Annotated in this window: 24 protein-coding genes; 16 read left to right on the top strand and 8 right to left on the bottom strand. The window is 73.2% G+C overall.

The annotated features are described in order from the left end of the window. The first annotated feature begins 99 nt into the window (after positions 1–99). Positions 100–693 (top strand): hypothetical protein, encoded by a 594-nt coding sequence (locus ACFY93_RS28820; RefSeq protein WP_391364352.1) that lies wholly within the window; start codon positions 100–102, stop codon positions 691–693. Between the two features lie 20 nt (positions 694–713). Here the strand turns inward: ACFY93_RS28820 and ACFY93_RS28815 are convergent, their stop codons facing one another. From ACFY93_RS28815 to ACFY93_RS28785, 7 genes are all read right to left on the bottom strand, one after another. Continuing rightward, positions 714–2,066 carry a M64 family metallopeptidase gene (locus tag ACFY93_RS28815; protein WP_391364350.1) on the bottom strand — a complete coding sequence of 451 codons (1,353 nt, stop codon included), beginning with the start codon at positions 2,064–2,066 and terminating at the stop codon, positions 714–716. 122 nt (positions 2,067–2,188) lie between these two features. Continuing rightward, positions 2,189–2,905 carry a putative N-acetylmannosamine-6-phosphate 2-epimerase gene (locus tag ACFY93_RS28810; protein ID WP_391364348.1) on the bottom strand — a complete coding sequence of 239 codons (717 nt, stop codon included), beginning with the start codon at positions 2,903–2,905 and terminating at the stop codon, positions 2,189–2,191. Then, positions 2,902–3,921 carry an ROK family protein gene (locus tag ACFY93_RS28805; RefSeq protein WP_391364346.1) on the bottom strand — a complete coding sequence of 340 codons (1,020 nt, stop codon included), beginning with the start codon at positions 3,919–3,921 and terminating at the stop codon, positions 2,902–2,904. Before ACFY93_RS28805 ends, ACFY93_RS28810 begins: the two co-directional genes overlap by 4 nt. After that, on the bottom strand, positions 3,918–4,877 hold the full coding sequence (locus ACFY93_RS28800; protein WP_391364344.1) for a dihydrodipicolinate synthase family protein: 960 nt from the start codon (positions 4,875–4,877) through the stop codon (positions 3,918–3,920). The genes ACFY93_RS28805 and ACFY93_RS28800 overlap by 4 nt, the downstream gene beginning before the upstream one ends. An 84-nt stretch (positions 4,878–4,961) precedes the next feature. After that, entirely contained in the window at positions 4,962–6,428 is a 1,467-nt protein-coding gene (locus tag ACFY93_RS28795) for an exo-alpha-sialidase (protein WP_391364342.1), read from the bottom strand. Positions 6,429–6,451: 23 nt separating this feature from the next. After that, positions 6,452–7,495, bottom strand: coding sequence for an alpha/beta fold hydrolase (locus ACFY93_RS28790; RefSeq protein ID WP_391364340.1), 1,044 nt, complete (start codon positions 7,493–7,495; stop codon positions 6,452–6,454). A gap of 487 nt (positions 7,496–7,982) precedes the next feature. After that, positions 7,983–8,735 (bottom strand): FCD domain-containing protein, encoded by a 753-nt coding sequence (locus tag ACFY93_RS28785; RefSeq protein ID WP_391364338.1) that lies wholly within the window; start codon positions 8,733–8,735, stop codon positions 7,983–7,985. Positions 8,736–8,866: 131 nt separating this feature from the next. Between ACFY93_RS28785 and ACFY93_RS28780 the strand changes: the two genes are divergently transcribed. From ACFY93_RS28780 to ACFY93_RS28755, 6 genes are all read left to right on the top strand, one after another. After that, positions 8,867–10,474, top strand: a complete 1,608-nt coding sequence (locus ACFY93_RS28780) for an ABC transporter substrate-binding protein (protein WP_391364336.1) — start codon at positions 8,867–8,869, stop codon at positions 10,472–10,474. A gap of 243 nt (positions 10,475–10,717) precedes the next feature. Further along, positions 10,718–11,668, top strand: coding sequence for an ABC transporter permease subunit (locus ACFY93_RS28775; protein ID WP_391364334.1), 951 nt, complete (start codon positions 10,718–10,720; stop codon positions 11,666–11,668). Beyond that, complete coding sequence (locus ACFY93_RS28770) at positions 11,668–13,644, top strand: oligopeptide/dipeptide ABC transporter ATP-binding protein (RefSeq protein WP_391364332.1); 1,977 nt, start codon at positions 11,668–11,670, stop codon at positions 13,642–13,644. Before ACFY93_RS28775 ends, ACFY93_RS28770 begins: the two co-directional genes overlap by 1 nt. After that, positions 13,641–14,681 (top strand): oligopeptide/dipeptide ABC transporter ATP-binding protein, encoded by a 1,041-nt coding sequence (locus tag ACFY93_RS28765; protein WP_391364330.1) that lies wholly within the window; start codon positions 13,641–13,643, stop codon positions 14,679–14,681. The genes ACFY93_RS28770 and ACFY93_RS28765 overlap by 4 nt, the downstream gene beginning before the upstream one ends. Positions 14,682–14,963: 282 nt before the next feature. Next, positions 14,964–15,389 carry a DUF2267 domain-containing protein gene (locus tag ACFY93_RS28760; protein WP_391364328.1) on the top strand — a complete coding sequence of 142 codons (426 nt, stop codon included), beginning with the start codon at positions 14,964–14,966 and terminating at the stop codon, positions 15,387–15,389. Positions 15,390–15,695: 306 nt separating this feature from the next. Next, positions 15,696–16,253, top strand: a complete 558-nt coding sequence (locus ACFY93_RS28755; RefSeq protein WP_391364326.1) for a hemerythrin domain-containing protein — start codon at positions 15,696–15,698, stop codon at positions 16,251–16,253. A 104-nt stretch (positions 16,254–16,357) separates the two neighbouring features. Here ACFY93_RS28755 and ACFY93_RS28750 read toward each other — a convergent pair whose 3' ends face one another. After that, complete coding sequence (locus ACFY93_RS28750; RefSeq protein WP_391364324.1) at positions 16,358–16,960, bottom strand: hydrogenase maturation protease; 603 nt, start codon at positions 16,958–16,960, stop codon at positions 16,358–16,360. Between the two features lie 167 nt (positions 16,961–17,127). Between ACFY93_RS28750 and ACFY93_RS28745 the strand changes: the two genes are divergently transcribed. The 9 genes from ACFY93_RS28745 to ACFY93_RS28705 all read left to right on the top strand — a co-directional run bounded on the left by ACFY93_RS28745 (position 17,128) and on the right by ACFY93_RS28705 (position 25,249). Beyond that, a complete protein-coding gene (locus ACFY93_RS28745) occupies positions 17,128–18,798 on the top strand; it encodes an enoyl-CoA hydratase-related protein (RefSeq protein ID WP_391364413.1) in 1,671 nt (556 codons plus the stop codon). Between the two features lie 93 nt (positions 18,799–18,891). Then, the gene (locus ACFY93_RS28740) at positions 18,892–20,418 is read left to right on the top strand and encodes a hypothetical protein (RefSeq protein ID WP_391364322.1); all 1,527 of its coding nucleotides are present in this window, start codon (positions 18,892–18,894) and stop codon (positions 20,416–20,418) included. After that, on the top strand, positions 20,390–20,680 hold the full coding sequence (locus tag ACFY93_RS28735) for a hypothetical protein (protein WP_391364320.1): 291 nt from the start codon (positions 20,390–20,392) through the stop codon (positions 20,678–20,680). The genes ACFY93_RS28740 and ACFY93_RS28735 overlap by 29 nt, the downstream gene beginning before the upstream one ends. Beyond that, a complete protein-coding gene (locus ACFY93_RS28730) occupies positions 20,677–21,765 on the top strand; it encodes a hydrogenase expression protein HypE (RefSeq protein ID WP_391364318.1) in 1,089 nt (362 codons plus the stop codon). Before ACFY93_RS28735 ends, ACFY93_RS28730 begins: the two co-directional genes overlap by 4 nt. A 66-nt stretch (positions 21,766–21,831) precedes the next feature. Beyond that, the gene (locus tag ACFY93_RS28725; RefSeq protein ID WP_391364317.1) at positions 21,832–23,625 is read left to right on the top strand and encodes a nickel-dependent hydrogenase large subunit; all 1,794 of its coding nucleotides are present in this window, start codon (positions 21,832–21,834) and stop codon (positions 23,623–23,625) included. After that, positions 23,618–24,184, top strand: coding sequence for a NifU family protein (locus tag ACFY93_RS28720; protein WP_391364315.1), 567 nt, complete (start codon positions 23,618–23,620; stop codon positions 24,182–24,184). Before ACFY93_RS28725 ends, ACFY93_RS28720 begins: the two co-directional genes overlap by 8 nt. Further along, entirely contained in the window at positions 24,181–24,783 is a 603-nt protein-coding gene (locus tag ACFY93_RS28715) for a DUF5947 family protein (protein WP_391364313.1), read from the top strand. Before ACFY93_RS28720 ends, ACFY93_RS28715 begins: the two co-directional genes overlap by 4 nt. A gap of 10 nt (positions 24,784–24,793) precedes the next feature. Beyond that, positions 24,794–25,000, top strand: coding sequence for a hypothetical protein (locus tag ACFY93_RS28710; RefSeq protein ID WP_391364311.1), 207 nt, complete (start codon positions 24,794–24,796; stop codon positions 24,998–25,000). A gap of 81 nt (positions 25,001–25,081) precedes the next feature. Beyond that, positions 25,082–25,249, top strand: coding sequence for a hypothetical protein (locus ACFY93_RS28705; RefSeq protein WP_391364309.1), 168 nt, complete (start codon positions 25,082–25,084; stop codon positions 25,247–25,249). The last annotated feature ends 155 nt before the right edge of the window (positions 25,250–25,404 follow it).

Raw genomic sequence — 25,404 nt, 5'->3', positions numbered from 1 at the left:
CCGGCGACCCGGCGACCCGGCGACCGCATGATCCGGATGACGTCCGCACGTCCGAGTGGTCACCATGTGAGGGGAGGACGTGGACGAGGAGGCGAGTCCATGAACCGCGGGACCGACGTCAGGACGCGGCTCCGGCACCGGCAGCGCAATCCGCTGCGCCGGCGCTCCGACCTCGCGGAAGCCTGGATGACCCTGGTGATGTGGGCGGTCGTGGTGGTGGGAGGTCCGATCGCAGGAGTGGCGACCGCTTACGCGGCCCAGGGCACGTTCGACCAGGAGCGCGCCGACCGGCATCCCGTGCGGGCCGTCGTCCTCACGCATGCCCCCCGGGGCCCCGCGGCCGACGAGAGCGGGAGCCACGGGATCCCCGCGACCGTCCGGTGGGCCACGCCCGACGGCACGCAGCGCACCGGCCGGACGCGGGTGAGCCCCGACCCGGACACCGGTCTGCGACGCGGGTCGCCCGTCACGGTGTGGCTGGACACCCGGGGCGCGCTCACCGCCCCACCCACCGGAAGGACCGAGGCGGCCATCGAGGCCGCGGTCTTCGGATCCGGTGCCGCTCTCGGGCTCACCGGGGCCGCCTTCGGCGCGGCGTCCCTCGGCCGGTGGACCCTCGACAGGCGGCGCCTCGCCCAGTGGCAACGGGAGTGGGAGCGGGTGGGCCCGCTGTGGAGCCGGCAGGCCCACTGACGGCCAGGGGGTCTGTCCGGTCAGCGCCGGACGGTCCAGGTGAGGGAGTCGGCCGTCGAGGCGGTGATCCCGGGGTCGCGTACGGCGGTGGTGGCGTCGATCGCCCTCACCGTCACGGTGTGACGGTGGCCGTCGCGGCGCACGCCGAGCCGTGCCGGGACCACATGGGTCCGGCCTGCCGCCTTCGGCACCTCGACGCCGTCGACGTACCAACGCAGCCGCACGTCGGAGAGGCCGTCGGTGGCGAGTGGCGCCGGTTCCACGCGCAGCTGCCCCGTACGGCGGACCGGCCGGCCGGGCGGGGTGAGCGCGGTGAGCAGGTCGGCGTCGCGGTAGAAGCCGGCGATCATCGCCTCCCGGCCGGGCAGGTTGAACCGGTCGGTGCCCAGTGACCGCATGATCGAGTTCTCGGTCGGCCGGTAGATGCCCTCGGGGTGGTAATAGGCGCCTTCGTACGTGCCCACGGTGCCGCCGGACGGGTCGGCCTCGCCGAGCCACCGGTACCACTTGGTGCGCGTCGCCCGCAGCTCCGCCTCGGTGTGGACGGTGGTGTTGGCCTCGGCCGGCTCCGGATCGGGCCAGGCGCCATAGCCGTCGTAGGCGTACTCGTCGGCGAGCAGGCCGACCGAGTGGGCGAACTCGTGCGCGGCGATGAGGCTGGACTGCTCGTTGTCCGAGGAGAGCGTGGACAGCCCGGTGTACCCGAGCGAGTTGTCGAGGTCGAAGTAGCCCGCGCCGCCGTACTTGGCGGAGTTGGCGACCACGACGACCAGGTCGGCGTCGGGGGCCCGGGAGGCGTAGGACTCGGCCTTGTCGAGGTCCGTGCAGATCAGGCGCTCGACGGAATCGCACCAGAAGTACGAGCCGAGGGCCGTGTCCTTCACGTCGTCGGGCCCCGACTCGCCGGATATCCCCGACTCGCGGGAGACGGCGTCGACGGTCCAGACGTTGAACAGGCCCTCGTAACTGCGGTAGGGCTCCACGTCCATGACGTCGGCCCAGCGGGCGGCGGCGTCCGCGTGGAAGTCCTCCTGCTGGTCCGCGGTGTAGCCGTCACCGATGATCACCACGTCGAGCCGGTCCTCGACCGGGCCGGTGCGGGCCTGCGGGCGGACGGCGGCAGCCGCCGCGCCCTTGTCCGGGGCGAGCGAACGCGCCCTTCCCGATATCTCCTGAGGCGAGCGGGGCGCGACGCGGGTCTGCCTGCCTTCGGCACCCGGCTCGGGGAAGTACTCGACGCGGACGGTCGGTGCGGTGGTGTCGGCGCGGGCCGGTCCGGCGGGGACCGGCCCGGCCGCGGCCGGGGACACGGCGATGACCGTGAGGGCGGCACTGGCCAGCAACGCCTGGCCGGCGCGAGTGAGAGGGCGCAACGTCAGTCTCCGTACACCAGAGGGAAGTTGGGACGACCATGGGGTTAAGCGGCGATGTAAATCCACTTAACTGGTCGCTCAACATAGAAGGTGACGGGCGCCCCCACAAGAGGCTCGGCGCGTCAGTGCGCGAGGCCCTCCACGAAGAGCCGGGTCAGCGCGGTCGGCGCGGTGATGGCGGTGCCGACGACCACGCTCGACGCGCCCGCCGCAAGGGCCTCGGCGGCCTGGGCCGGGGTGGCGATGCGGCCCTCCGCGACCACCGGCACGTCGATCACCGCGGCGAGGGCGGTGACGAGAGCGAGGTCGGGCGCGGTCTGGCGCGGGGAACCGGGGACGTAGCCGGACAGGGTCGTCGACACCAGGTCGGCGCCCTGAGCGGCGGCCTCCCGGCCCTCCTCCAGGGTGGAGACGTCGGCCATGACCTGGGCACCGGCCGCGTGCACGGCGGCGACCAGATCGGCGAAGGTACTGCCGTCGGGGCGCGGCCGGGCGGTGGCGTCGGCCGCGACGACCGTGGCACCCGCCTCGACCAGGGCGAGGGCGTGGCGGACGGTGGGCGTGATGTAGACGCCGGTGTCGCCGTCCTTCCACAGGCCGATCACCGGCAGGCCGACGGCCGCGACGGTGGCCGCGACGACCTCGGGATCGTTGACGCGTACGGCCGCGGCGCCGCCCGCCTCGGCCGAGCGGGCCATACGGACCAGAGTGTCGGTGTGGCGCATCGGGTCGCCGGGCGGTGCCTGGCAGGAGACGATCAGGCGGCCGTCGAGGGCTGCGGACAGGACTTCGGACCGGGCGTCGGACCGGGCTTCGGACGGGGGCGGGGCCGGGGTCATGGGCGGGCTCCTGTGGGGTGGGGGTGGTGCAGGGGCACGGTGCGGGTCAGCAGGGCGGCCCCGAGGACCGCCGCGTCGGCACCGCCGCACGGCGGTGTGGGACGCAACGCCCGCAGCGGGGGCATGAGTTCGGCGGCGAAGGCCGCGCACAGAGCGTCCCAGTACAGGGCGCCGATGCGGGGCACGCCACCGGCGACGACGACACGGTGCGGGCCGAGCGTGTTGGCGAGACCGCCGAGGGCGCGGCCGGTGGCCCGGGCTCCGAGCGTGATCGCCGCCGTGGCGTGCGGGTCGCCGTGGGCCGCGCGTTGGGCGACGGTCTGGAGGCGGTCGGCCGGGTCTCCGCCGAGCCGTGCGCAGTGCGCGGTGATGGCGGGGCCGGCCGCGATCGCCTCCAGGTGGCCGGTGGCCCCGCAGGTGCAGGACAGGCCGTCGGCCTCGGGGCTGGGCAGGTGCCCGAGATGTCCGGCGATCCCGGCGGCGCCGTGCAGCATCCGTCCCGCCGCGGCGACGGCACCGCCGACTCCGGTGCCGACGGCGGCGTAGAGCAGGGTGCCGTCGGCGCCGAGGTCCGCGAGTTCCGTCGCGGCGGCCGCGCGTACGTCGTTGTCGCAGGCGACGGCAAGGCCCGTGCGGGCGGCGAGGCCGGCGGCGAGGGCGGTGCCCGCCCAGCCGCGGATCGTGTCGGTGGCGCTGGTGACGGTCCCGGACACGGGGTCGATGACGCCGGCCGCGGCGACACCGATCGCGGCCGTGCCCGGCGCCCAGACCTCACGGGCGGCCTCGGCCAGCACGTCGAGCACGGCCTGCGCGCCCCGGGTCGACGGGGTGGGCAGGGTGTGCCGGGTCAGTACGGTGCCGTCGCCCCCGACCAGGGCGGCGGCGATCTTCGTGCCGCCCAGGTCGAGGCCGATGGCCGGTGCGCCGGGGGGCGATGGTGCGCCGCGGTGTGTGACCGGCACCGGAGCGCCGGTACGCGTGACCGTCATCGGTGCGTCGAGGTGCTGTTCCGTCATCGGACGGGGAGCAGTCCGGCGCCGCGCAGCCGCTCCTCGACATGCGCCACCGCGGCGTCGCCGAGCTGGACCTGCGGTTCGGCGGTGGTGCCGTGGGTGAAGATCCCGAGCAGCCGCAGCGCGTGCTTGAACGCCCCGATGGCGGAGGAGTTGCGGCCCATCTCGCTCTCCGGGCCCGCGTCGACCATGCCGAACAGCTCGACGAGCCGCTCCTGTTCCCCGACGGCACCGTCCAGGTCGCCGCCGCGCACGGCGTCGTAGAGGCGCACGTATCCGGCCGGGTCGACGTTGCCGAGACCCGGCACGACGCCGTCCGCTCCGGCCAGCAGGGCGGCGTCTACGGTCAGTTCGGAGCCGGTGAGGACGCTGAACGAGGGGGCCGGGCCGTCGGCGCGGCCGTGGCGTCCGCCCAGCTCGACAAGGAGACGGCGCAGGCCGCCCTCGTCGCCGCTGCTGTCCTTGAGGCCGGCGAGCGTGCCGTCCTCGGCGAGTTCGCGGACCAGGGTGGCGGAGAGCTTGCTGTGCACGGAGACGGGGAGGTCGTAGGCGTACAGCGGAAGGCCGGCCCGGGCCCGCAGGGTGCGGAAGTGGCGGGCGATCTCGCGGGGGTGGGTGCGCGCGTAGAAGGGGGCGGTCGCCACGAGGGCGTCGGCGCCCGCCTTCAGGGCGGCGTCGGCGTGGTCGAGCACCCGGGGGGTGGTCATGTCGATGACGCCGGCCAGCACGGGGACCCGCCCGGCGACGGCCTCGACGACCGTCTCCAGGGCGACGGACCGCTGCCGGTCGGTGAGGAAGGCGACCTCGCTGCTGGAGCCCAGGGCGAACAGCCCGTGCACTCCCCCGCCGACGAGGTGCTCCACGTGCCGGGCGATCGAGGCGGTGTCGATCTCGCCCGCCGCGTCCAGAGGGGTGCAGACGGGCGGCACGACGCCGCGAAGGGGCTGGGACGAGGACATGGTGTCTCCTGGGCTGTGCGAACGGTGGAACGGGTGGAACCGGGCGGCCCGCCCCCGGCCGGGAGCGGGCGGCCCGTGGCCGGTCTACGACGACGTGGTGACGGTGAGCGTCGAGTCGCCGTACGAGTGCTGGGTGCCGCGGACCTCGTAGGTCGCGGTCGTCGACACGCTGCCCGCGGCGGTGCCCGCGGGGACGGTGACGGGGATCCTGACGTTGGCGCCCTGGCCGGGGTTGAGCGCGGGCATGGTCACGGCCGGCGCGCTCCAGCCGCTCGGCAGCTTGAGGGAGACCGTGCCGGAGGGGAGGGCGACGTCGTTCTGGCTGACGACGCGGACGGTGACGTCGGTGGTGCTCCCGGCGGGCAGGGAGGCGGGCGGGGTGACGGTGACGGGCGCGCAGACCCCGCCGAGCCACTTCAGGTCGAAGGAGGAGTAGGTGATGTGCTGGTAGTCGGCGCGCTCCCACAGCAGGCCCACCCGGGGGTCGGAGCCGGTGCCGTCGCCGAGCGGGGTGAGTGTCGAGTACGCGGACGACCCGGACTCCACGGTCCTGCGCACCGGCCAGTTCTTCCCGTTGTCGCAGGAGAGGCGGACGGTGAGGTTGCTGCGGTTGCCGGTGGTCGCGGTGTTGCTGAACATCAGCCAGGAGGCGCGCGGGTGGGAGGCGTCCACGTCCGGTGCGAAGCGGGCGATGGAGCCGTTGTTGCCGGGGTCGGGCAGTTCGGTGTCCTGCTGGAGCGCGGTGTAGGTGACGCCGCCGTCGCTGGAGTAGGCGACCGTGCGGTACGGCTTGGAGCGGTTGTTGAGCATGACACGGCCGTCGGAGAGTTCCACGGTCTTGTTCTCGTCGCCGCCGGGGCCGACGGGGGTGCCCGTCCTCCAGGTGGCGCCGTGGTCGTCGCTGTAGGCGCTGACCGCGTAGTTGGCGCCGTTGGAGCGGATGGCGTACTGCTGGATCAGACGGCCCTTGTAGGTGCCGTGCCGCAGCTGGATACCCTCGCCGGAGGCCGCGAACATGCCGCCCCAGGCGGGGTTCTTGATGTCGGCGGTGATCCGCTCGTGCTTCCAGGTCACGCCGTCGTCGTCGGAGTAGCTGTAGTCGGCCTGGAGGACGTCCGGGTCGGACTCGTCGTTCCCGGTGGCCGAGCCGAAGAAGCCCTGGTTCACGGAGGCCGCGTAGAAGAGGAAGATCCGTCCGGTGTCCCGGTCGACGAGGAGGCTCGGGTCGCCGTAGCCGTTGGGTGCGGCGTCCTTGCGTACCGTCTGCTGCGTCTGCCAGGTGGTGCCGCCGTCGGTGCTGCGGCGCAGGACGACGCCGATGTTGCTGGGCAGGTCGCCGAGGGTGGGGCGGGCGTCGTAGGCGGCGAGCAGTGTGCCCTTGGTCGTCCTGGTCAGGGCGGGGATGCGGTAGTAGGGGGAGCCGGTGCCGGCGGTGGCGAGGTCCTGCGAGGTGAGGGTGCCGGCGGTGGCGCCGTGGGCGGGGACGGTGGCGGCCAGGACGGCCAGGGTCGCGACGGCGGTGACGGTGACGAGGGGGACTCTTCGCTTCATGGACGGGCCTCTTCTCGTGTGGGTCAGGCGAGTTGTGGATCGAGCGGGGCGGAGAGGGACGAGGGGGACGCGACGGCCTCGGGGCGGGATGCGGCGAAGAGCCGCTTCACCCAGGCGAGTTGTTCGCGGCGGTGGTGGCCGCCGCCGCCCTCGTGACCGTTGAACTCGTAGACGCGCAGGTCCTTGGGGCCGCCGTGGTTGTGGTAGGCGGCGAAGCAGGTGGAGGGCGGGCAGACGGCGTCCATCATGGCGATGGAGAACAGCGCCGGGGCCGTGGCGCGGGAGACGAGCAGGGCCGCGTCGACGTAGGACAGGGTGGTGAAGACGGTCTCGGCGCGGTCGCGGTACAGGCTCAGGTACTCCGCGATCTCGGTGTACGGCGGCGCCCCGGCGATCTGCGCCCCGCGCCGGATGTCGCACAGGAACGGGGTGTCGGGCATGACACCGGCCAGGCCCGGCAGGAGTCCGGCCACCGCGAGCGCGATGCCGCCGCCCTGGCTGTGTCCGGTGACGACGATCCGGTCCGGGTCGACGGCGGGGTGCTCGCGGGCGGCCTCGACGAAGCGGACCGCGTCGGTGAACACGCGCCGGTAGTAGTGGTGGTGGGGGCTGTCCACGCCGCGGGTCAGGAAGCCGGGGACGTCGCCGCCCTGGGCGGCCGTGTCGGGGGTGTCGCCGCCGGCCGTGGACCAGCCCTGGCCCCGGGTGTCCATGATGAAGTGCGCGTGGCCGGCGTTCGCCCAGAGGACCTGCTCGTGCGGCAGACCGCGTCCGCGCCCGTATCCGAGGAACTCCACCACACAGCCGAGCGGGGCGCCGGCGCCGACGGGCAGGTGCAGCCAGCCCCGGACGGGCTCGCCCGCGAATCCGGGGACGGTCACGTCGTAGGTGGCCACCTGGGTCAGGCCGGTGTCCACGGGCGTGAAGCGGGGTGCGTTCTCCTGCGCGTCGGCCGCGGTCCGGGCCTCCCGCAGGGTCTGGTCCCAGAAGGCGTCGAGGTCCGCGGGCTCGTCGAGGTCGGGCCGCAGTGCGAGGCACTCGGCGAGGGTGAGGTCCGTCAGTGGCATGAAGGGGCCCCGGTGGGTGAGGCGTGCGCGTGGCACAGCGGAGTACGGGGTTCCGGAGGGAGCCGGTCCCCGAAGAAGATGGAGAGCAGACGTCTGATGTCTGCTGTCCTGGGACCCTAGAGATCCTTCCGACGGCCGTCAAGTGCCGTGTGGACGGCGGGGTGCGGTAGGGGTTAACCCCGGGTTCCGGGGCCTTGGGCCGGGGCGCGGGGCAGGATCAGGGCCTGGCCCTGTCCCGGACCCGGGCGAGGGCCGGCGTCCGACGCGGGCCAGGGCGCTGCGGGTTTCGGGGGCCGGCCGTGGCGCCTGCGGCGTGGTTTCGCCCCCTCCGCCCCTTCCCGTCCCGATCCCGGGGCTCCGCCCCGGACCCCGCTCCTCACACGCCGGAGGGGCTGGATTCAAGGAGCTGGATTCACCCGCAGGGGCTGAACACAAAAGGCCCCCCTCGGTGAGGGGGGCCTTTGCCGCCGTCGGGCGGGGAGCCGGGTCAGCGGCGGGCGCGGGCCTCCGCGATCCGCTGCCGCACCGGAGCGTAGTGCTCGGCGAGGGCCGCGGCGAACTCGACGGGGTCCCGGCCCTTGACCGCGTCCACGATCCGCTGGTGGTTCGCGATGGTGGCCGCCTCGTGCTCGTGCGTGAAGACGTCGAGATGCGGGGCGACGATGACGTAGACGTCCCAGAACGCCGTGGACAGCTGCCCGATGAGGTCGTTGCCGATCGGCGCGAGGAGCAGGGTGTGGAAGGCCCGGTCCGCCTCGACGAAGCCGCGCCCCTCCCCGGCGCCGGCCCTGCGCATGTCGTCGACGTGACCGGCGAGGCTGGCGATCTGCTCCTCGCCCAGGGACGCGACGATCCGTTCCGCCATGCCCCGCTCGAAGAGCTCGCGCGCCTCGACGAGGTCGTACATCACCCGGAAGTCGTCGTCGGGGCTGAGGAGACCACGGAAGGTCAGGCTCTCCACCAGGGCGGACAGGCTCAGCCGCCCGACATACGTGCCCCGCCCGTGCCGCACCTCGACGATGTCGAGCGCGGTGAGGATCCTTATCGCCTCCCGGACACTGGAGCGGCTCGCACCGAGGGCCTCACACAGCTCGGGCTCGGTCGGCAGCGGGTCTCCGGGACGCAGCCTGTTGTGCAGGATGTAGGCCTTGATGCCGTCCACGACCTCCTGTCGCAATGGTTGTCGTGCCGATTTGGGCTCCGGCGTGGTGCGCCCCAGCGCACCTTGTCCCACCGCCACCTCTTGACCCCTCTCACTGGCCGGGCTACGTTCCCACGTTATCAAGCATCAGACATCAGACGTCTGATGCCTTTCGGTGAGGTGTCGACTCCGCTCGCGTCCTCCCCGCGCAACCATCCCTTGTCTCCCGCATGGAGGACACCTTGTCCGCGCGCAGTGCAGCCGGCGTCGATCGCCGCACCTTCATGAGATACACCGGCGCCATCGGTGTGGCGACCGCGGTCACCGCCGGCCTGACGGCCTGTGGGGGCCCGGCCTCCAGTGGAGACGGCGCCACCGGTTCGGGCAGCGGCTCCGACACCATCGAGGCCGGCCTCTCCTACCCGCTCTCCACGGGCTTCGACCCGATGATCACCTCGGGCGCGACCCCGTACGCCGCGAACATGCACATCTTCGAGGGCCTGGTCGACCTCGACCCGGCCACGCTGGTGGCGCGGCCCGCGCTGGCCACCGGGATGCCCAAGAAGATCAACGCGACCACCTACCGGGCCACCCTGCGCAAGGGCGCGACCTTCCACGACGGCTCGGCGGTCACCGCCGACGACGTGGTGTTCAGCTTCGAGCGCGTCCTGGACGAGAAGAACGCCTCGCTGACGGCGCAGTTCGTGCCGTTCATCGACAAGGTGAGCGCGGTCGACGAGTCGACGGTCGAGTTCAAGCTGAAGTACGCCTTCGCGCTCTTCCCGTCCCGGATATCCGTGGTGCGGATCGTGCCGAAGAAGATCGCGGGGGCCGACGCCAAGGCGTTCGACGCCAAGCCCGTCGGCTCGGGCCCGTACCGCTTCGTGTCGGCGGTCCGCGAGGACAAGATCGTCATGGAGAAGTACGACAAGTACAACGGCCCGCACCCGGCCAAGGCCAAGAAGATGATCTGGCGGCTGATGTCCGACCCGTCCGCGCGGGTCAGCGCGCTCAAGTCCGGCCGGGTCCAGGCCATCGAGGACGTGCCCTACATCGACGTCAAGGGCTTCACCGGCAAGGACAAGGTCGAGTCCGTCCAGTCCTTCGGCCTGCTCTTCCTCATGTTCAACTGCGCCGACAAGCGTTTCGAGGACAAGCGGGTGCGCCAGGCCCTGCACTACGCGCTCGACACCGAGAAGATCATCTCGACGGCGCTGCTGGGCAACGCCGAGGCCGCCACGGGCTACGTGCCGGCCACGCACCCCGACTACCAGAAGGCCTCCACCGTCTACGGGCACGACGTGGCGAAGGCCAGGAAGCTGCTCGCCGACGCGGGCGTGGGCAAGCTCTCGTTCACCCTGCTGCTCACCGACAACGGCTGGGTCAAGGACATCGCCCCCCTGATCAAGGAGAGCTGGGCGGCGATCGGGGTCGACGCCAAGCTCGACATCGCGCAGTCCGCCGCCCAGTACGCCAAGATCGACAAGGGCGACTTCGACGCCCTGGCCGCACCGGGCGACCCGTCCGTCTTCGGCAACGACGCCGACCTGCTGCTGCGCTGGTTCTACTACGGCTTCTGGCCGGAGAACCGCTACGGCTGGAAGGGCACCGCCGCCTACAAGCGGACCAAGTCGCTGCTCGACAAGGCCGCGGCCGAGGCCGACGACACGAAGCGCAGGAAGCTGTGGAGCGAGGTCACCGACCTCGTCGCCGAGGAGGCCGCCCTCTACCCGGTGCTGCACCGCAAGCTGCCCACCGCGTGGCGGGACGGGTCGCTGACCGGGTTCAAGCCGCTGCCCACCACCGGGCTGTCCTTCCTCGACGTCGGCCGGGGCTGACCCGCACGCCCACGCCGTCGGGCCGCCGCCCCTGCCTCCCGGGCGCGGCGGCCCCCGCCCCATCCCCAGGAGGTGTCCGACACATGCGCGCGGCGTCGCGGCGCCCGGCACGCACGCTCGCGGCGTTGCCGAAACGCCCGCGTGGCTCCGCCACGAGGGCGCCCCGGCGCCTTGCGATCGCACGCACCAGACCCCGCTCCTTCACCCACGCTCATGTATCAGACACCCCCTAGGAACCTCACGATGGTTGCATTTCTCCGGCTCGCGCTGCGCCGCGTCGCGATGATGCCGGTGATGGTCCTCGGCATCGCACTGCTGGTCTTCGTGGTCCTCCAGTTCTCGCCGACCGACCCCGCGTACAACGCGCTCGGCGACTCGGCGAGTCCCGAGGCCCGAGCCGCGTTCGCCGAGGCCCACGGCCTCAACGACCCCCTGCCCGTCCGCTACTTCGCCTTCCTGGGCGATCTGCTGCGGGGAGACCTCGGCGTCACGATGTCGCCCAGCCAGCCCGTCACCGACCGGATCGCGGCCGCGTTCCCGCTCACGCTGCAGCTGACCCTGCTCGGTCTCGCGCTGGCCGTCGTGCTGGCGCTGGTCTTCGGCGTCACCAGCGCCGTCTACCGCGACCGCTGGCCGGACCAGATCTTCCGGGTGCTGTCGATGGCCGGCATCGCCCTGCCCTCGTTCTGGCTCGGTGTGCTGCTCATCCAGCAGTTCGCGCTGACCATGCCGCTGTTCCCGACCGGAGGCTACGTCAACCCGGCCGACTCCTTCACCGGCTGGCTGGAGAGCCTCACGCTGCCCGCGCTGTCCCTCGCGCTGCCCGTCGCCTCGTCGCTGGCCCGGCTCATCCGCACCTCGATGGTGGCCGAACTGGACCGCGACTACGTCCGCACCGCCCGGGGCAGCGGCCTGCCGCCGTTCCTGATCATCCGGTCGGTCCTGCGCAACGCGCTCGTCACCCCGATGACCGTGCTCGGCGTCAAGGTCGGCTACATGCTCAGCGGCGCCGTCGTCATCGAGGCGATCTTCGACCTGCCCGGCATGGGCAAGCTGATCCTCGAAGGCGTCAACGGAGGCGACGTCGGGCTGGTCCAGGGGACCGTGCTCACCATCGCGATCGCCTTCCTCGTCGTCAACGTCGTCGTCGACCTGCTCTACCTGCTCGTCAACCCGCGCATCAGGACGGTGTGATGTTCGCCCCAAGCTCCCTCGCCGGGCGGCTGTCCCGGCCCGGTACCCGCCTGCGCCGCCTGCCCGTGCCCTCCCGGATCGCCCTCGGCGTCCTGCTGGTCGTCGTGCTGGGCGCCGTGTTCGCCCCGCTCCTCACCCAGGACCCGCTCGCCACCGGCATACCGGCCCAGGCACCCGGCGCCGAGCACTGGTTCGGCACCGACCGGGCCGGCCGCGACGTGTTCGCCCGGGTGGTCCACGGTGCGCGTTACTCCCTGGTCATCGGTCTCGGCGCGACCCTGCTCGCCCTGGTCCTCGGTTCGCTGCTGGGCGCCCTGGCGGCCACCTCGCGCAAGCTCGCCGACGAGTCGGTGATGCGCACGCTCGACGTCGTGATGTCGTTCCCGCCGATCGCGCTGGCCGCCGTGCTCGTCGCCGTGTTCGGGCCCAGCGTCCCGGTCATCATCTTCACCATCGCCTTCGTCTACTCGCCCTCGCTCGCCCGGGTCGTACGGGCCAACGTGCTGGAGCAGTACGGCGAGGACTACGTCGCCGCGGAGCAGGTCATCGGGGCCCGCCGCTCGCACATCGTGGCGCGGCACGTGGCGGTCAACTGCGCCGCGCCGGTGCTGGTGTTCGCGACGGTCATGGTCGCCGACTCCATCATCTTCGAGGCGAGCCTGTCCTTCATCGGCGCCGGTGTGCAGGACCCCGACCCGAGCTGGGGCAGCGTGCTGGCCTACGGCCGGCAGATCCTGCTGTCGGGCGGCTGGTGGGCGACCCTCTTCCCCGGCCTGTGCGTGCTGGTGACGGTGCTCGCGCTGAACGTCCTCTCCGAGGGCATGACGGACGCCGCCGCCTCACCGGACACGTCCCGCACCGGCGGCACCGACTCCGACGACAACGCCGCCGCCCTCGCGCCGGCGACCGACGAGTCCGAGGTGGACGCCGCGCTCGCCGAGCTCGCGACCCGGCTCACGGCCATGGAGCCCGCCGTGCCGCCGCTGCGCGAGGACGCGCCCGAACTGCTCGTCGTACGCGACCTGTCCATCCGCTTCCCCGACCGGTACGGCGACACCCGCGTCGTCGACGGCATCTCCTTCACCGTCCGCGAGGGCGAGACCCTGGGCCTGGTCGGCGAGTCCGGCTGCGGCAAGTCGATCACCAGCCTCGCGGTCATGGGGCTGCTGGCCCGCAACGCCGAGGCCGGGGGCGAGATCCTCTACCGGGGCCGCGACCTGCTGAAACTGTCGCCGAAGGAACGCCGGGCGCTGATGGGCCCGGAGATCGCCATGGTCTACCAGGACGCCATGTCGTCGCTGAACCCGTCCGTGCTGATCGGTACCCAGCTGAAGTGGCTCACCTCGCGCGGCGGCACCCGCACCCCCGCCGAACTGCTCGGACTGGTCGGCCTCTCCCCCGAGCGCACCCTGCGCAGCTACCCGCACGAGCTCTCCGGCGGCCAGCGCCAGCGCGTCCTGATCGCCATGGCGCTCTCCCGCGACCCCCGGCTGCTCATCGCCGACGAGCCGACGACCGCGCTCGACGTCACCGTCCAGGCCCAGGTCGTCGAACTGCTGGTGCGCCTGCGTGACGAACTCGGCTTCGCGATGGTCCTCGTCTCCCACGACCTCGCCCTGGTCGGCGACCTCGCCCACCGGGTCGCGGTGATGTACGCCGGCCAGGTCGCCGAGGCCGGCGACACCCGCTCCCTGCTGACCGCCCCCGCGCACCACTACAGCCGCGGACTGCTCGGCTCGGTCGTCTCGCTGGAGTCGGGCGCGCAGCGGCTGCACCAGATCCGCGGCGTCGTGCCCGCGCCCCGGGCGTTCGGCCCCGGCTGCCGGTTCGCCTCGCGCTGCGCCGCCGCCACCGAGCTGTGCGCCACCACCCCGCCGGCCGCCGCCGAGCGCGACGCCGGACGCGACCACGTCTTCGCCTGCCACCACCCGGCGCCCGCGGACCGGGCGGCGAAGTCGCTGGAGAGTGCCCGATGACCGCACCGGAGGACAGCACCATGGATCCCATCGTCCGGCTCGACCGCGTCCACGTACGGCACCGGGCCCGCAGCGGCGGGATCTTCCGCCGGGACGCGGTGCACGCGCTCACCGACGCCTCCCTGGAGGTCAGGCGCGGCGAGATCCTCGGCCTCGTCGGCGAGTCGGGCTGCGGCAAGTCCACGCTGGCCCGCGTGGTCACCGGACTGCAGCGCCCGACGGAGGGCCAGGTGTCCTTCCGCGGACAGGACCTGTGGAGCATGAGCGCCGCAGAGCGCCGTACCCGGTTCGGCCCGGCCGTCGGCGTGATCTTCCAGGACGCGTCCACGGCGCTGAACCCGCGGCTGCCGGTCCGGCAGATCCTGCGCGACCCGCTGGACGTGCACCGCCGCGGCACGCGCGCCGAGCGGGAGGCGCGCGTCGAGGAACTCCTCGACCTGGTCGGCCTGCCCGGCCACACCCTGAACGCGCTGCCGGGCCAGCTGTCCGGAGGCCAGCGCCAGCGCGTGGCCATCGCGCGCGCCCTCGCCCTGGAACCGGAGCTGATCGTCGCCGACGAACCCACCAGCGCCCTCGACGTCTCGGTGCGCGCCCAGATCCTCAACCTCCTGGTGGACCTGCGCGCCCGGCTGGGCCTCGGCATGGTGTTCATCTCGCACGACGTGCAGACCGTGCGCTACCTCGCGGACCGGATCGCGGTGCTGTACCTGGGCCGGGTCGTGGAGGAGGGCGCGGCGGCGCAGGTGTCCGGCGGCTCCCGGCACCCGTACACCGAGGCCCTGCTCTCGGCCACGCCGAGCCTGCTGGAGCGCCCCGAGCGCATCGTCCTGCACGGGCCGGTGCCCTCGGCCACCAACCCGCCCTCCGGCTGCCCGTTCCGCACGCGCTGCTGGAAGGCGGACGACGCCTGCGCCACCGCCTTCCCGGCGGCGACGGACGGCCCCGACGGCCACCGCTGGCACTGCGTCCACCCGCAGCCTGCCGCCGGGCCGGCCCTCGCGCTGCCGCTGCCGGCGGACGCCTCCGGGGGCGCGTGACCGCGGGCGCGCAGCGCGCGGGCGGCGGCGCCGGCCACCGCACGACGGCCCGGGGCACTCCTGACACGGCGGGAGGCCCCGGGCCGCCGTGCGTCGTCGCCCGCCGGCACTCCGAGCCGTACGCGGCCCGCGTCGGCACCGACCAGGACATCCACGACGGCGACCGCGGCGACGCGGCGTACCCCGGGCTGCCGGAGCGGCCGCGCGAGGCCGGCGAGCCCGTGTATTCGTCCGCGGCGGGGTCACTCGCCCGGTGGAGAGGTACGGAGGGAGCCGAGGGCCATGCGAAACGACGAGCTGATCGGAAAGGTGCGGGCGCGGGCCGGGCTGGCCGACCGGGGCGCGGCCGAGCACGCGACGCGGGCCGTGCTGTCGACGCTGGCGGAACGCGTTCCGCAGGGGCTGGCCGAGCACGTCGCCGCGCAGTTGCCGGGGGATCTGGCCGCGTCCATGCGGCCGCAGTCGCCGTCCGCCGGGGGCGAGCGGCGGCGGGGCGCGGGTGAGCGTTTCGGCCTCACCGCGTTCGCCGGCCGGGTCGCCTGGCGCGCCGGTGTGCCGGAGGACATCGCGCTGCGGGACGCGGTCGCCGTCATGGAGGTGCTCGACGCGGCGGTCGCGCCCGAGGAGATGGAGAAGCTGGCGGGGGTGCTGCCGTCGGACATCCGGGCGCTGCTGCCCGTCGAACGGGCCGAGGAGACGGGCGCGTAGCCGTACGAGCGAGGCGACCGCAGGCGTGCGCTCCGGCCGCCGGGCCGCACCGCGCCGCTCCCCCGGGCGGGCGCGGTCCCTCACCGGCACGGGGGAAAGCGGCGGGAACGTACACGATCGGGCTGCCCGAGTGTGCCCGGCAACGGGTAGCGCTTCAGTGGGCAGGCCGTCACGGCTCGGTGCCGCCGAACGGAACACATCCTTCCGCCACCGGGTGTGGAAGGCCCGGGAGCGGCAAGGCGCGGTTCGGGCGCTCGCTCAGCGGCCCGCGCACGGCCGGCCCGTCATCTCGAGAACGGAGTCATCATGGGACACGGCGGAAACGTCATTCAGGAACTCACCATCGACCACCGCGAGGTCGACGAGCTCTTCGCGCGGATCGAGGGGCTGCCGGCCGGGGACAAGCGGCAGCGGGAGCTCGCCGACCAGCTGACCATGGAACTTGTACGCCACTCGGTCGCCGAGGAGGAACACCTCTACCCGGCGGTCCGCCGCTTCGTCGACGACGGCGACGACCTGGCCGACAAGGAGCTGGAGGACCACGCCGAGGTCGAGCGGATGCTCAAGGAGCTGGAGGGCTGCGAACCGGGCGACGGCCGTTTCGACGCGCTGGTGGCCCGGCTCAAGACGTCGGTCACGTCGCATGTGAACGACGAGGAGAACCGGCTGTTCCCCCTGCTGGCCGAGTCCTGCCCGCCGGGCGCCCTCGACGAGCTCGGCGAGAAGGTCCGCTCCGCGAAGAAGACCGCCCCGACGCGGCCCCACCCGGCCGCGCCCGACACCCCGCCCGCCAACAAGCTCCTCGCGCCCGGTGCCGGCATGGTCGACCGGGTCCGCGACATGCTCACGGGCCGCGGCCGCTGAGCACCTGACCGGTCACGGGACGAGCACGGAGCCGGGCCGGGCCCCGCACGGGGTTCCGGCCCGGCTCCGTCGCGCCCGCGCCGGCCGGGACGCGGCGTCGCGGCTCAGGCCGGGTCCGCGGGAGCCCTCTGCGACAGGTCGATGTCGCCCTCCGGGTCGGCGGCCAGGGACCGGGCCAGGGCGGGGAGCAGCGCGGCGGCGCGGCCGACGGCCTCGCGCACGGACGCGCTGAGGCCGTCGATGATGTCCTCGTCGCCGCGGGGGCTGATCTCCGGCTCGCAGCCGAGGACGACGACGCGCGGCAGCGGAGCGTCCCCGAGGTGCCGCGCCAGTGCCAGCACCTTGACCGGGTCCATGCCGTGGGCCTCGGGCGCGGCGGCCGCGTCGTCCTGCGGTTCGGGCTCGATGACGTACAGGGTGCCGGGCGCGTCACCGCGTGGTGAGGCGTCGACGAGGACGACGGCCGCGTATCCGTCCTGGAGGCGGTAGGCGAGGTCGAGGCCGCGGATCCCGAAGTCGTGGACGTCGACCCCGGGCGGGAAGGGGACGCCGCGCAGGGCCTTGATCACCTCGGGTCCGAAGGCGTCGTCGGCGAGGAAGATGTTGCCGATACCGGCCACCAGGACGCGCGCGCCTTCCGGTGCCGTCTCATCCGCCCCGTCCTCCTTCCGTACCGGGAGGGTGGTGGGGGCCGCGCTGTCTGCCATGAGCCTCACTCCTTCGGTCCTCGAACGCCGTGGCCGGCTCCGCTGCCCCATTCGGGGCGGATGACAGCGACGCCGGGCGTTCCGCCGCACCGCACCGGACCCGCTGCGTCACCATGACACGGCCCTCGGGCGATTCCCGGGCGTGCGTCAAGGGTGCGGAGGTGCACATGCGGATCCTGCTGGTCGCCAGCGCGTTCAACAGTCTCACTCAACGGGTCCACGCGGAACTGGGCGACCGCGGCCACACGATGACGTTCACTCAGGTGAGCGACTCCGCGTCCGTCAGGTCGGCCGTCGCCCGGCACCGGCCGGACCTGGTCCTCGCACCGATGCTGAGGACGGCGATCCCCGAGGACGTGTGGTCGCGGCACGTCTGCCTCGTCGTCCATCCGGGGCCGCCCGGCGACCGCGGCCCCTCCTCCCTGGACCGGGCCGTCCAGGAGGGGTGCCGCACCTGGGGCGTCACCGTCCTGCAGGCGGAGGCGGAGGCGGAGATGGACGCGGGCCCCGTCTGGGCGTCGGCCTCCTTCGACGTGCCGGAGGTGGGCAAGAGCGACCTCTACCGGGGCGAGGCGGCGGACGCGGCCATGGAGGCCGTCCTGTCGGCCGTGCGGCGCTTCGCCTCCGGCGGCTTCATCCCTCAGGAGCAGACGGACGTCGAGGTGCGGACCCGGCCGTCGCTGCGGCAGGACGCCCGCCGCATCGACTGGTCCACGGCGTCCACGGAGTCGGTGCTGCGCGTCCTGCGGGCCGCCGACTCGCAGCCGGGGGTCCTCGACGAACTCCTGGGCGCCGAGTGGTTCCTGTACGGAGGGCATCCCGAGGACCGGCTGCGCGGGCGGCCCGGCGAGGTGCTGGCCACCCGGGCGGGCGCCGTCTGCCGGGCGACCACCGACGGCGCCGTGTGGATCCCCCGGCTGCGGCGGCGCCGGACGCCCGGCGCCCCGCGCTCCTGCCGGCTGCCCGCGGTCCTCGCGCTCGGCGGCCGGCTGGCCGGTGTCCCCGAGGTGTCCGTGCCGTGGCACCTGCCCGAGCGGCGGCGGACGTACAGCGACATCCGCTACTCGGAGCAGGGGGAGGTCGGCTTCCTGCGGTTCTCGTTCCCCGCCGGTGCGATGTCCGCCGCGCAGTGCCGCCGGCTGCTCGACGCCTACGACTTCGCCCGCTCCCGCCCGACGTCCGTCGTGGTGCTCGGAGGCGAGCGGGACTTCTTCTCCAACGGCATCCACCTCGACGTCATCGAGGCGGCCGCCGACCCGGGCGCCGAGTCCTGGGCGAACATCAACGCCATGGACGACCTCGTGGAGGCGGTCCTGACGACCACCGACCGGCTGGTGGTGTCCGCGCTCGCCGGCAACGCGGCGGCCGGCGGCGCCATGCTGGCCCTCGCCGCCGACGAGGTGTGGTGCAGGGCGGGCACGGTGCTCAACCCGCACTACCGGCTCATGGGCCTGTACGGCTCCGAGTACTGGACCTACACGCTGCCCCGCCGTGTCGGGCACGACCGGGCCGAGACGCTGACCCGGGACGCGCTGCTGGTCGGCGCCGCGTCCGCGGAGCGCATGGGCCTGGTGGACCGTGTCGTCGACGCCTCTCCCGGGGAGTTCGCCGGCCGGGTCGCCGGGATGGCGGCGGAACTCTCGCGCCACCGGGCGCACGAGCGCATCGCCCGCAAGAAGGCGACGCGGGAACGCGACGAGGCCGTCAAGCCGCTGGCCGCCTACCGGGACGAGGAACTGCGCCTCATGCGCCGCACCTTCGACGACCCCGCCGCCCCGTACCACGCGCTGCGCTCGGCCTTCGTGCACAAGCAGCCCCCGCCGGCCGTCCCGGTCTGAGGGGTGCCCCGGCCGGAGGTCACCCGGTCGGCGCCAGAACAGGCGCGCCCGAGCGGGTCGTGTGAACGTGGACGACGAGGACGAGGAGATCCCATGCTGGACGATCCGGTGCAGTGCCGGCCCGGCGAGCCCACCGGCGTGAGCTCCCGCGACGACGCCGTCGAACGGGTGCGCGCGGTGGCGGACGCCATCCTCTACGAGGGCTATCTGCTGTACCCGTACCGCAGGTCGTCACCGAAGAACCGGGTGCGCTGGCAGTTCGGCGTCCTCGCGCCCCGCGACTGGGTGGAGGCCGACGGGCCCGTCGCCCCCGGCATCTCCGGTTCCGTGGAGTCGTGGTGCCAGCAGACCGAGTGCCTGATGTCGGCGGAGGCCGACGCCACGGTCCGCGTGCGGGTGCGCCACCTCCAGCTCCAGCACAAGCAGGTCGAGCGGTGCGAGGCGGACGGCCGCCACGTGGCCGTGGAGTCGCTGGAGGCGGACGGCACGGTCCACGTGACGTTCGACGAGGCGGTGCCCCGGGAGACCACGGCCACCGTCCCGCTCGCCGAACTCCTCACCGGTGAGCGGACGTTCGCCGTCGGCGCGCCCGCAGGCGAGGAGACCGAGCCGCTCCCCGGCGGCCACGGGCGGACGGTGCGCCGGCGCCGCCCCCTGGAGGCCAGGGCCGTACTGCGCGCGGAACGCCTGACCCCGGCCGGGGCGCGCCCCGCCACGGACCCGCGCGACGGTGCCCGCGCCCACTACCGGCTCCGCGTCCGCGTCGAGAACACCGCCCCCTCCCCCGGCCGGGACGTGCCCCGCTCCGAGGCGCTGCGGCACGCGCTGGTCGCCACGCACACCGTCCTCGGCGGTGACGGGGTCGCGTTCCTGTCCCTGACCGATCCGCCGGAGGGGTTCGAGGCGCACGCCCGGGCCTGCCGGAACCTGCACACCTTCCCCGTCCTGGCGGGCGACGAGGGCGCGTACGACCTGATGCTGTCGTCGCCGATCATCCTCCCGGACCGTCCGAGAGTGGCGCCCGAGAGCCCCGGCGACCTGCACGACGCGGCGGAGATCGACGAGATCCTGACCCTGCGCACGCTGCTCCTGACGGACGAGGAGAAGCGGGAGGCCCGGGCGACCGACCGGCGCGCCGCCGACATCCTGGACCGGGTGGAGGCGATGCCGCCCGAGGTCCTCTCCCGGCTCCACGGCGCGATCCGCTCGCTGAAGCCCTCCCCCGTGCCCGCCCCCGCCGGCGCCCCGGAGGGGCCGCCCCGGGCGAGTGTCCCGTGGTGGGAGGAGGGCGGCGACGACGGTCTGTCGCCGTCGACGGACAGCGTGCTGGTCGACGGTGTCGCCCTGCGCCGGGGCAGCGCCGTGCGGCTGTGCCCGAGCGGGCGGGGCGCGGACGCCCACGACATGTTCCTCGTCGGCCGGTCCGCCCACGTCACCGGCGTCTTCCACGACGTCGACGGCAGCGTACGGCTGGCCGTCACCCTCGACGACGATCCCGCGGCCGAACTGAACGGCTGGTACGGCCGGTTCCACTACTTCCGTCCGGAAGAGGTCACCCCGCTGGACGCCGCCCCGGACGAGGAAGGACGCGATGGACGCCATCGAGCTGTTGACGCATGACCACCGCATGGCCGAACCCCGGCGCGACGTCGGGGAACACGTCCGGGAGGAAGAGGAGGGCCTGCTGCCGCGCCTGCGCGACCCGGTCTCCCAGCGGGACCCCGACGACCTCGGCCGGGTGCTCGGCAAGGCCGAGCGGACGGCGCCGGCCCCGCCCCACCCGAGCGCGCCGGACAAACCCCCGGCCCTCACCCCGGCGGGCCCCGTGGCCGCCGCGTACGACCGCATCCGCGACCGGCTGCAAGGGAGGCCGAGGACATGACCACCGCAAGCGGCACCACCGAAGTCAGCGAGGAGACCGCTCACTCCGACCGGAGGGACGGTTTCGACGACATCCACGTGCTGTGGATCTCCGAGGGCATGAGCTGCGACGGCGACACCGTGTCGATGACCGCGTCGAGCCGTCCGTCCATCGAGGACGTGGTCCTCGGTCTGGTCCCCGGCCTGCCCAAGGTGCACCTCTACAACAAGGTGCTCTCCCCGAGCCTCGGCGGCGAGGACTTCCTCGCGCCGTTCCGCGCGGCGGCCCGCGGCGACCTGGAGCCGTTCATCCTGGTCATCGAGGGGTCGATCCCGAACCAGAACATCATCGAGGGCGACGGCTACTGGACCTCCTTCGGCAACGACCTGGAGACCGGCGAGCCGCTGACCCTGAACTGGTGGATCGACCGGCTCGCCCCCAGGGCCTGGGCGATCGTCGCCGCCGGCACCTGCGCGACGTACGGCGGCATCCACGCGATGGCCGGCAACCCCACCGGCAGCATGGGCCTGTCGGACTACCTGGGCTGGGACTTCACGTCCCGCGGCGAGCTGCCGATCGTCAACGTCCCCGGCTGCCCGATCCAGCCGGAGAACTTCATGGAGACCCTGCTCTGGGTGCTCTACCACGCGGCCGGATCGGCGCCGCCGCCCCCGCTGGACCACATGCTGCGTCCCCAGTGGCTGTTCGGCAAGACCGTGCACGAGGGCTGCGACCGGGCCGCCTACTACGAGCAGGCCGACTTCGCGCAGGACTACAGCTCCCCCAAGTGCCAGGTGAAGGTGGGCTGCTGGGGCCCCGTCGTGAACTGCAACGTGCCCAAGCGCGGCTGGATGAACGGGGTCGGCGGCTGCCCGAACGTCGGCGGCATCTGCATCGGCTGCACGATGCCGGGCTTCCCCGACGCGTTCATGCCGTTCATGGACGAGCCTCCCGGCGGCAGCCTGTCCTCACTGCTGATCAAGCCCTACGGCGCCTTCATCCGGCGGATGCGCGGCATCACCAACATGGCCGTCAACCGCGAGCCCAAGTGGCGGCACAACCAGCCCGAGCTGACCAGCGGCTACGACCCGTACTGGCGCGCCTGAGCGCCCGCGGCCGCCCGCGCCCGATCCACACTCCCCCACGACGCGACGAGCGAGGTAAGGACCGACATGACGCAGACCGAGGATCGGGCGGCGGGGCGCAAGCCCGCGCAGATCGTCGACATGTCCTGGGATCCGATCACCCGGATCATCGGCAATCTCGGCATCTACACGAAGATCGACTTCGCCAACCGGGAGGTGACCGAGTGCCGTAGCACCTCGTCGCTGTTCCGCGGCTACTCGGTGTTCATGAAGGGCAAGGACCCCCGGGACGCGGGGTTCATCACCTCCCGCATCTGCGGCATCTGCGGGGACAACCACACCACGTGCTCCGACTACGCCCAGCAGATGGCGTACGGGGTCAAGCCGCCGCCGCTCGCCGAGCACATCGTGAACCTCGGCGAGGCGGCCGAGTACATGTTCGACCACACCTTGTTCCAGGACAACCTGGTGTTCGTCGACTTCTGCGAGGCGATGGTCAAGGCGACCAACCCCGGTGTGCTGGCGCGGGCCGAGCGGACCGAGGCGCCGAACGCGGGCATCCACGGCTTCAAGACCATCGCCGACATCATGCGGGCGTTCAACCCGTTCGAGGGCGAGGTCTACAAGGAGTCGCTGAAGGTCAGCCGCACCACACGCGAGATGTTCTGCCTGATGGAGGGACGCCACGTGCACCCCTCTACGCTGTATCCGGGCGGCGTGGGGACCATGCCGTCGCCCACCGCCTTCAGCGACTACCTGACCCGCCTTCTGGAAGTCCTCGACTTCATCAAGAAGGCCGTGCCGATGAACGACGACGTCTTCGACTTCTTCTACGAGGCCCTGCCCGGGTACGAGGAGGTCGGGCGCCGCCGGATCGCGCTGGGCTGCTGGGGCGCGTGGCAGGACTCGAACGTGTGCGACTACCGCTACGAGACGATGAACGACTGGGGCAAGGCGATGTTCGTCACCCCGGGCATCATCGTCGACGGCAAGCTCGTCACCAACAACCTGGTCGACATCAACCTCGGCATGCGCATCCTGCTGGGCAGCTCCTTCTACGACGACTGGACGAACGAGCAGCCCTTCGTCACCCACGACCCGCTCGGCAACCCCGTCGACATGCGCCACCCGTGGAACCAGACCACCGTCCCCGTCCCGCAGAAGCGCGACTTCGACGGCAACTACAGCTGGGTCATGAGCCCGCGCTGGTACAACAAGGACACCGACGAGCACCTCGCCCTGGACACCGGCGGCGGCCCGCTGGCCCGGCTGTGGTCGACGGCGCTCAACGGCCTGGTGGACACCCCGTACATCAAGGCCACCGGGCACAGCGTGCGGATCTCCCTGCCCAAGAGCGCGGAGCTGCCGGAGACCACGCTGGAGTGGAAGATCCCGCAGTGGAGCAACACCATCGAGCGGGACCGGGCGCGGCCCTACTTCATCGCCTACGCGGCGGCGATGGCCTTCCAGTTCCTGGAGCGGTCGATGCAGCTCGTCCGCGCCGGCGACACCAAGGTCTTCGAGCCCTTCGAGGTGCCGGACGAGGCGATCGGCTGCGGCTTCCACGAGGCGGTGCGCGGCGTCCTCTCGCACCACCTGGTGATCAAGGACAAGAAGATCGCCAACTACCACCCGTACCCGCCGACGCCGTGGAACGCCAGCCCCCGGGACAGCTACGGCACCCCCGGCCCCTACGAGGACGCCGTGCAGGGCCAGCCGATCTTCGAGGAGAACGGCCCGGACGACTTCAAGGGCGTCGACATCATGCGCACCGTGCGCAGCTTCGACCCCTGCCTCCCCTGCGGTGTGCACATGTATCTCGGCAAGGGCAACACGCTGAAGAAGCTGCACTCACCGACGTTCGGGGCGTCCCGTGACTGAGACCGTCCGCGACCGGCTCGACGAGCGGGCGATCGCCCGGCGGCTCGCCCGTCTCGACGAGCTGCTGGAGGGCATCGAGGCGGCCCCGGGGCCGATGACCCAGGCGGCGATCGAAGCCGTCCAAGCCCTCACGGAGGTCTACGGGGAGGCGCTCGCCCGGGTCCTGGACGGCGCGGGAGCGGAACTGGCCGACCGGCTGGCCGGGGACGAACTCCTCGGTCACCTCATGGTCCTGCACGGCATCCACCCGGAGCCGGTGGACCGCCGGGTCTCCCGGGCGGTCGACAACCTGCGGCCCGCGGTCCGCAAGAGCGGCGGGGAGATCCATCTCGCCGGCGTCGAGGACGGCGTGGCGAACGTCCGGCTGCGGGCCGGCGGATGCGGGTCGTCCTCGACCGCCGTGGAGGACGCGGTCCGGGAGGCCGTCCTCGCGGTCGCGCCCGAGCTGACGGACGTGCGGCGCGTGCCGGAGCCGGAACGCGAGAAGCGCGGGCAGGCGGCCTTCGTGCCGCTGGACGCGCTGACCGGCCGGACGGCCGGGGCCGGGAAGCCGTCGTGACCGGCGGCGCCCTGGCCCGTGTCATCCGCCGCGCCGCCGAGGAGTCGGCCGCGGCGGCCGAGGCGTGCGACCTGTGCCGCGCGCCCGTCGCGGACGACCACCGGCATCTGTACGACACCGGCCGCGAGGAGGTGCTCTGCGCGTGCCGCCCCTGCACCCTGCTGTTCGTCAAGGACGCGGCGAGCGGCGGCCACTACCGGCTGGTCCCGCGGCGCAGGGTGCGGCTGCCCGAGGTCCCGGCCGACGCGCTGGGCGTCCCGGTCGGTTTGGCGTTCTTCGTACGGCGTGCCGACGGCACGGTGACGGCGCACTATCCGAGCCCGCTCGGTGCCACCCGGTGGGAGGTCGGCGCCGAGGCGTGGCGGGACACCGTCGCGGGCTGCCCCGAGCTGGGCACACTGGAGACGGACGTGGAGGCGCTGCTGGTCAACACCGCGCGCGGCGCCCGGCACCACTGGATCGTCCCGGTCGACGACTGCTTCCGGATGGTGGCGGTGGTACGACGGGAGTGGAAGGGCCTGTCCGGCGGCGACGCCCTGTGGCCGGCCGTCGAGAGGTTCTTCGGTCAACTGGAACAACCCGCGCGATCAGCGGGGTGAGGAGACCACGATGGGCAGGATTCGCACCGGCAGGCCCGACGTACGACCCGACACTCCGGCGCACGTCGACGGAATCCGGCAGGGCAACGCGCTCACGGACACGCCGCAGCCCGGGCATCACGCGGACGGCACCGCCGACGCGCGGCGCTCCACCGGGGTGGACTGGAGGAAGCACGACGCGATCTTGAAGATCATGCCGAACATCTCCCCCGCATGACACGTCCGCGCGGGGCCGTCGGCAGCCACGGAGAAGAGCCGATCCACGGAGGTACGCATGAGGGCCAAAGGGCTCATGAGGATGAGAAGAAGAAGACGGCACAGGGCCAGGCGTGTCCTGATCGCCCAGGCGGTCCTGGTGACCGGCGCCGCGGCCGCCCTGGTGGCCATGGAGTATCCCGGACTGGTACGCGAGATCAAGATCTGGCGGATGATGGGCACCTCGTCGGGGGCGCGACGCCCCGGGTGAGCGCTCCGCCGCCGGAACACGCCCGGTGCGGCCGGGGGGGGGCCCCCCCGGGGGGGGCGGGGGGGGGCCCCCCCCCCCCCCCGGGGCGGCGGGGGGGGGGGGGGGGGGGGGGGCGGGGGGGGGCGCGCGCGCGCGGCGCGCCCGCGGGGCCGCCC

This window comes from Streptomyces sp. NPDC008313 (assembly GCF_042956125.1).
Classification (GTDB): domain Bacteria; phylum Actinomycetota; class Actinomycetes; order Streptomycetales; family Streptomycetaceae; genus Streptomyces.
This window is presented reverse-complemented; position numbering and strand designations above follow the sequence as displayed.